The organism is Nonomuraea sp. NPDC049400, from assembly GCF_044466425.1.
Classification (GTDB): Bacteria; Actinomycetota; Actinomycetes; order Streptosporangiales; family Streptosporangiaceae; genus Nonomuraea.
Genome location: NZ_JBITMP010000059.1, coordinates 62,154 through 68,153, shown reverse-complemented (window position 1 = coordinate 68,153; position 6,000 = coordinate 62,154). Strand labels below are relative to the sequence as shown.

Annotated in this window: 8 protein-coding genes and 2 pseudogenes; 4 read left to right on the top strand and 6 right to left on the bottom strand. The window is 69.6% G+C overall.

Annotated elements, in window-relative coordinates:
- From ACIBVN_RS51130 to ACIBVN_RS51110, 5 genes and pseudogenes are all read right to left on the bottom strand, one after another.
- Positions 1-162 (bottom strand): annotated as a pseudogene (locus ACIBVN_RS51130) (IS3 family transposase); the annotation flags it as partial.
- A 160-nt stretch (positions 163-322) separates the two neighbouring features.
- Positions 323-757, bottom strand: coding sequence for a GNAT family N-acetyltransferase (locus ACIBVN_RS51125; RefSeq protein WP_397148555.1), 435 nt, complete (start codon positions 755-757; stop codon positions 323-325).
- A 148-nt stretch (positions 758-905) separates the two neighbouring features.
- The gene (locus ACIBVN_RS51120; RefSeq protein ID WP_397148553.1) at positions 906-1,421 is read right to left on the bottom strand and encodes a hypothetical protein; all 516 of its coding nucleotides are present in this window, start codon (positions 1,419-1,421) and stop codon (positions 906-908) included.
- Positions 1,411-1,839 carry a MarR family winged helix-turn-helix transcriptional regulator gene (locus tag ACIBVN_RS51115; RefSeq protein WP_397148552.1) on the bottom strand — a complete coding sequence of 143 codons (429 nt, stop codon included), beginning with the start codon at positions 1,837-1,839 and terminating at the stop codon, positions 1,411-1,413. Before ACIBVN_RS51115 ends, ACIBVN_RS51120 begins: the two co-directional genes overlap by 11 nt.
- Positions 1,840-1,875: 36 nt before the next feature.
- On the bottom strand, positions 1,876-2,127 hold the full coding sequence (locus ACIBVN_RS51110) for a hypothetical protein (protein WP_397148550.1): 252 nt from the start codon (positions 2,125-2,127) through the stop codon (positions 1,876-1,878).
- A gap of 137 nt (positions 2,128-2,264) precedes the next feature.
- On the opposite strand from ACIBVN_RS51110, the pseudogene ACIBVN_RS51105 reads away from it, so the two are divergent.
- Both ACIBVN_RS51105 and ACIBVN_RS51100 read left to right on the top strand, forming a co-directional pair.
- A pseudogene (locus ACIBVN_RS51105) lies at positions 2,265-2,738 on the top strand (MFS transporter); the annotation flags it as partial.
- 70 nt (positions 2,739-2,808) lie between these two features.
- A complete protein-coding gene (locus ACIBVN_RS51100) occupies positions 2,809-2,988 on the top strand; it encodes a hypothetical protein (protein WP_397148560.1) in 180 nt (59 codons plus the stop codon).
- 48 nt (positions 2,989-3,036) lie between these two features.
- On the opposite strand, the gene ACIBVN_RS51095 is transcribed toward ACIBVN_RS51100, so the two are convergent.
- Entirely contained in the window at positions 3,037-3,708 is a 672-nt protein-coding gene (locus ACIBVN_RS51095) for a GNAT family N-acetyltransferase (RefSeq protein ID WP_397148548.1), read from the bottom strand.
- A gap of 60 nt (positions 3,709-3,768) precedes the next feature.
- On the opposite strand from ACIBVN_RS51095, the gene ACIBVN_RS51090 reads away from it, so the two are divergent.
- Together ACIBVN_RS51090 and ACIBVN_RS51085 are read left to right on the top strand one after the other, a co-directional pair.
- Positions 3,769-4,296: a carboxymuconolactone decarboxylase family protein gene (locus ACIBVN_RS51090; RefSeq protein ID WP_397148546.1), complete on the top strand. Its 528-nt coding sequence runs from the start codon at positions 3,769-3,771 to the stop codon at positions 4,294-4,296.
- A 229-nt stretch (positions 4,297-4,525) separates the two neighbouring features.
- Positions 4,526-5,650: a serine hydrolase domain-containing protein gene (locus ACIBVN_RS51085; protein WP_397148544.1), complete on the top strand. Its 1,125-nt coding sequence runs from the start codon at positions 4,526-4,528 to the stop codon at positions 5,648-5,650.
- Positions 5,651-6,000 lie beyond the last annotated feature (350 nt).

Sequence of the window (6,000 nt, the reverse complement as noted above, 5' to 3'; positions counted from 1 at the left end):
GGTCAGCTCGCCGTTGTCACGCTGGCGTCGCCACAGCGAGATGCTGGACTCATACAGCCCTTCCCTGCGCAAGATCGCGCCCTTGGTGCCGTCCGACGCCGCGTCGTACTCCTCAACGATCTGCAGCTTGTAGGCGGCGGTGAAGGTACGCCGCTTGGGCCGGTCGGCACGCGGCCCGGTACCGCGCTGGAGGTCATGGCTGGTCATGGTCACTGCGGTGGATACCCGTTCTCGCCCTACTCGTGTCAGTTAAGGAATTTTAGTCCCATCTGTCTCACTTGAGCTTGGCACAGAGGGTGCCGCTGGCGGGGCGGAGCGTGGGCTACTCCGGCTGCCAACGGCCGATCTTCTTGGAGATGAGGGTGGCGCCGATCCGCTCGTAGAAGCGTTGTGCGGCGACGTTGGCCTCGGCTACTTCCCAGCGGATCACTTTGCCGTCGGCGACTTCGGCGATGGCTCGCATGAGCTGTTCCCCCACGCCGTTGCCGCGCTCGTCGCCGGTCACGTACAGGTCGTCCAAGTGGAGGTAGTCCTGGCCGGACCAGAAACTGATGCGCTGGAGCCAGGAGACGTAACCGATGGCCTGGCCGTCCCGCTCGGCGATCAGATAGCCGACTTCGGTGTGGGCGAGCAGCCGCTTCAGGTCGTCGGCGGTCACAGTGATGGCCCACCCCTGGTCTTGGTGGTCGGCGAGACCTCGGATGAGGTCGTGCACGGCGGCTGCGTCATCAGGGGTGGCGCGACGGATCGATATCACAGTGGTTCTCCCAGGTAGAGGTGGTGGGGTGGCGCGCCTTCGAACGCTCGCCAGGTGGCTGGAAGGGTTGGCGGCAAGGTGGGCACCACAGGCACTGTCGTGATTATAAACCCTACCCCCGCTCGGTATATAGGGGCGCGTCGGGGGGTCAGCCGTGTTCGGCGTGCTGGCCGTGATCGGTCACCTGCGCGTCGAACCATGCGTGCAACGCGGCGACCAGCGACGTATCGGCCGTGGTGTAGGTGATCCGGGCGCCGTCGGGCACCTCGGTGTAGCGGATGTCGATGCGGCTGTGGCCTTGTTCGAGCTCGCGTAGGCCCGGCATCTCGCCGCCATGGATCGAGGCCGGGTCGCCATAGTCCCCCTTGCTGAAGCCGGCCGCCTCGGCGGTCAGGTGCTCGCGGATCAACCTGACCTGCTCGGCGTCGGCGGGGTCGTCGGAGGTGACCGTCTGCACGCCGCCGGTGGTCGCCTTGGCGAAGCGGTGCGTGGTGCGCTCCAGGTCGAACGGCATCACCTGTCTACTCTTGGCCGCGATCTCGGCCTGCCGGGCGGCCAGCGCCTGATTCTCGTTCCGGGTGATGGGTGAGTACGCCGCCGCGGCGACGGCAACGAGTGCAAGCGCCGCGAGAAGCGCCTGGACGTGTCGATCTCTAAGTGTCATCAATGGCCTCCGTGAGGATGGTCAGGGCACGCAGCACGTCGGCGCGTTCGCCCTGGGAGACACGGTTCAGAACGGCGGAGAACCGCTCGGCCCTGGCCTCCGCCAGCCGGGCCGCGGCCTTCACTCCCTGTTCGGTGAGCTGGACCAGCCGTCCGCGCCCGTCGTCGGGTGCGGGGGTGCGCTCGGCCCAGCCGCGGTTGATGAGCTGGGTGACCAGCCGGCTGGTGGTGCTCTTCTCCAGCTTGAGCCGGTGCGCCGGCTCGCTCTGCCGCAAGGCCCCGTCTCTGGCCAGCTCGCCCAGCGCGTGGGCCTCCGACACCGGGATGGGCTGTCCGCAGGGGGTCTGGTCCGGCTGGTGCAGGCCGAAGGCCCGCACGAACCGGGCCACGGCCTCCTGGAGATCGAGTTCATCCACCATAGTTCGACGATACAACCAGATGGTTGTGTCTTACAACTAGTAAGTGGTGAGGGAAGCTCGCCGTCCGGTGGCATGATCTGACAGCGTTCCGACGTGAAATCTGGGCGGTGAGCCGTTGAGCTGGTGGCAGGCCGTGGTCGGCTTTGGCGCGGGGCTGCTGATCTCGGTGGTCACCACTCCGGTAGGAGTGTCGGGTGCGGTGTTCCTGCTGCCGGTCCAGCTCAGCGTCCTGGGTGTGCCCAACCCGGCGGTGACGCCCACGAACCTGCTGTTCAACGTGGTAGCCACGCCCGGGGCGCTGCTGCGCCACCACAGGCAGGCGCGGCTCGGTGGCCCGTTGACCCGCCTGCTGGTGCTAGCGCCCTGCCCTGCTGATCTACGGGCTCGTCACCGCGGGCGACGCCGGCTGGGGCGCGGCCGGCACCGTGCTGCCGCTGGCTGGTGCGGGGCTGCTCTACGCGCTGTTCGTGCTGGTGGAGCGGTCGGTACGGGCGCCGCTCATGCGCGCCGCCACCCTGGCCAGGCGGCCGATGATCTCCGGGACGTTCGTCATGCTCGTCGCCACGGGGCTCATGCTGGGCCTGTTCTTCCTCGGCTCGCTCTACCTGCAACGGGTGATGGGGTTCGGCCCGCTGCGGACCGGGCTGCTGTTCCTGCCCGTGGCGATCGCCATCACGATCGGGGCCCAGGCCGGCGGGCACCTGATCGGCCGGCTCGGCGGGCGGCCGGTGGCGGTGGCCTCGTTCGTGCTGACGGCGGCGGGCGCGGCGCTGATGACCCGCATCTCGCCGGACGCCGACCCGTACGTCACGTTGCTGCCCGGGTTCGTGCTGGCGGCGCTGGGCATCGGGCCGGCGTTCGTGACGGCCACCACGACGACCATGGCCAACATCCCGCCCGGCGAGAACGGCGTCGCCTCCGGCGTCATCAACACCTTCCACGAGCTCGGCGGCTCGATCGTGCGTGGCGGTGGTCTCGACCGTGGCCGCGGCGAGCCTGGCGCCTGGCGGCACGGCCGGCGTCGGCGGGTTCGTCTCCGGGCTGACGCTGTGCGCGGTGGTCGCCGGCGTGGCGGCGGTCGTGTCGCTCGGCCTGGTCCCGCCGGGCCGGCCCGCGGCGGCCTTCGTCGGGCACGGCCACGGACACTGAGGCGTCGAGAGCCTGGCCGCCGCGCATCGACACGGGCAGCGACGGGTGTCAGCGGGCCTCGGTCGTGCCGTAGGCGAGCCATCCCAGGTCACGGAAGCCGGCGGCCTCGGCCACCGCGGCGGAGGCTCGGTTGGCGGGCGCGTGCATGTAGGTGGGCAGGGCGCCTTCGTCCAGCACCCGCCTGGCCGCCTGCGTGACGAGCCGGCGCGCCAGGCCGCGGCCGCGTGCCGGGGGAGCGGTCACGACGGCCAACTCGTGCCCGTAGGCATCGTGCCGCTTGATTCCCACCCCCGCCAGATGCTCGCCGGTCGCGGGGTCCGTGGCCACCAGGACCTCCCCGCCGAACGGCAGCAACCAGTCGGGCACGCCGGGCGCGTCGGCGGGCATCCAGGCGCCGGCGTCGGGCAAGGGCTCCGGGCGGGTGGTCCAGCGGTAGACGGCGGTGAACCAGCCGCGTTCAGGGAAGCCCACCATGCTAGGGACCATCGGTCCCACGAGGTCGAGATCCCCGTCCTTCGCGTACTGCTCGGCCACGCTCGCGGCGGCTTGTGGTGGGACCGACAACACTCCGCCCTCAGGACTCGACACCCCGAGGGCGGGGTGCAGCTTGCCGTCCCAGCCGGGCCGCTCCCGTGCTAGCGAGCCGATGACGTCCAGCTTGGTAGTCGCGGGCCAGCCGCCCAGCCAGTGGGACAGGTGCTGAACCAACAAGCGCTCCATCGCCATTCCCTTCTTGTACGGTAGGGGGGTATGGTACATCGACCGGCATTAGGAGGACACATGAGACGTTTCGCCCCGCTTGAGCCCGCGACCGCGCCGGGCAAGTCGAAGGAGCTGCTGCAGGACATCCTGGACAGGAGAGGCGGCGTGGGGGAGATGGTCGCCACCATGGCGCACTCCCCGGCGTTGCTGGAGGGCTACCTGAACCTGTCCCGCGCCATGAAACGGGTCAAGCTGCCGCGGGCCCTCAGCGAGAAGGTCTCCCTCGCCGTCCAGGAATGGATCGGATGCGGCACCTGCATGCAGGCGCACGTCGAGGCGGGGCGCGCGGCCGGGCTCAGCGAGGCCGACATCGCGCTGGCGCGGCAGGGCACGTCCGCCGACGCCAGGGAGGCGGCGCTGATCGCCGTGGCCGTACGGGTGCTGGCCGAGCCTTCCTCCATCACCGATGCCGACGTCGCGGAGCTGCGTGCGCACGGGTGGAGCGACCGGATCATCGCCGAGATCGTCGGCGTAGTTGCCCTGAACATCCTGACTGGCGCTTTCAATCTTCTGGTGGGCTTGCAGCCGGAGGAACACACCGCATAGCCGCCATTAAGCGGCAGCTTGGCCCTGGAGGTGGACGCGCCAGGGCCTTGAGAGAGGTGCTTGCCGTGGAGACCAGGTGTTGAGTCAGGGGGACGATACGCCGGTGGCACGACTGGTCGCCGGGGCGTTTCGCTCTGTCAACGGGTCCGGCAAGTCGCGGCTCCAGGCTAGCGCTGCATACCTGCTGGGGGTATGTTCGGGAGAAGTCGACGTGTGGGAGGCGTGCAGTATGAGTGACGCATCCGGGAAGCCCGGCGTGGCTCAGGTCGAGGGGTTCGTCGCGGACGGATACGACAAAGTCCGCGAGGTCTTCCAGAAGCTCGTCCACGACGGCCGGGAGACAGGGGCCGGGGTATCGGTCTGGCGCGACGGGCGTGAGGTTGTCCGGCTGAGCGGGGGATGGGCCGACACCTCGCGGAGCCGCCCCTGGCGTGCCGACACCCTTGTCCAGCCGTACTCGCTATCGAAGTCCTTCGTGACCCTCGCGGCTCTGGTGGCGGTGCGCGACGGCTTACTGGCTCTCGACGAGCCGGTGGCCAGGTACTGGCCTCAGTATGGGGCCAGGGGCAAGGACCGGACGACGTTGCGCCACATTCTCACCCACCGGGCGGGCCAGCCGCGCTTCCCGGCAGGGGCGGCCGGCCTCGGCCTGCTAGACGACGCCGGGCTGCGCGAGAGCCTGGCGAAGGCGGCGCCGGAGTACGTTCCAGGAACGTCGCTCGGCGAGCACGCGCTGACCTACGGACACCTGGTGGACGGCATCCTGCGCGCGGGCGCCGGCACCACGCTGGGGGAGACGTTCGACGAGGTCGTGCGGCCCACGCTGGAGCTGGACGCGTGGTTCGGGGTGCCGGACGACCTGCTGGGGCGGGTCGCCGACCTGGAGTACGCCAACCCTGACTGGCCCCGCCAGTTGCACGCCGCGCCATGGCTCCAGATCCCAGACGGAACCCTGGACGTCGAACGGGCGAACTCCGTGGCCTGGCGCCAGGCGGTCTTCGGCGCGGTCAACCTCCACACCACTGCCACGGCCATGGCCCGGTTCTTCTCCGAGCTGACCGCCGAGGACGGCCCCGTGCGCGCCCTGCTCGGGCCGGAGCTGCACGCCGAACTGCTCGCCCCGCAGGTCACGGACTTCGACGAGGTCTTCGGCACCAGGATCACCTGGACACTGGGCTTCGTCCGGGACCACGGCAAGATCGCCAAAGGCGGCATCGGTGGCTCGGCCGCCTGGTGGTCGCGCAGGCACCACCACGGCTGCGCCTACCTGACCCGCCAGCTGGACGATCACTCCAGGGCCGCCGAGATCGCCGCCGCCCTGGGCGACGACCTGACGGTCGTGGGCGAGGACTGAGCTAGATCCGCTCATGGATCGGCGGTGACAGGCTCACGGGCGGCTGGCCTGGCGGAGCTGGTGCAAGGTCCGGCCCGCCGTTCTCCTATCACGTGCGCCACACCTGCTGACCATGGACTTGTTCGCTACGTGCGTGGACGCAACGGAGAGCGCATGCCTTTGTATATGAGCCGACGCACGATCACGCCGGTGACGATGGGGCAGGTAAATGGAGCGTAGGTTGTCGAGTTCGATCGGCCATGGGCTGGCTGCGTTGCTGGCCGGACTACCGGGCGCTTCCTCGGTGGGGAATGGTTCGCCTCGACTCGTGCCCTCAATCAAATTCCCGGGAAGACTCGGTGATGGCCCGA

Coding starts and splice junctions, on each gene's coding strand:
- ACIBVN_RS51120 (WP_397148553.1), bottom strand. CDS start 1,421: ATGACACTTAGAGATCGACACGTCCAGGCGCTTCTCGCGGCGCTTGCA.
- ACIBVN_RS51095 (WP_397148548.1), bottom strand. CDS start 3,708: ATGGAGCGCTTGTTGGTTCAGCACCTGTCCCACTGGCTGGGCGGCTGG.
- ACIBVN_RS51090 (WP_397148546.1), top strand. CDS start 3,769: ATGAGACGTTTCGCCCCGCTTGAGCCCGCGACCGCGCCGGGCAAGTCG.
- ACIBVN_RS51115 (WP_397148552.1), bottom strand. CDS start 1,839: ATGGTGGATGAACTCGATCTCCAGGAGGCCGTGGCCCGGTTCGTGCGG.
- ACIBVN_RS51085 (WP_397148544.1), top strand. CDS start 4,526: ATGAGTGACGCATCCGGGAAGCCCGGCGTGGCTCAGGTCGAGGGGTTC.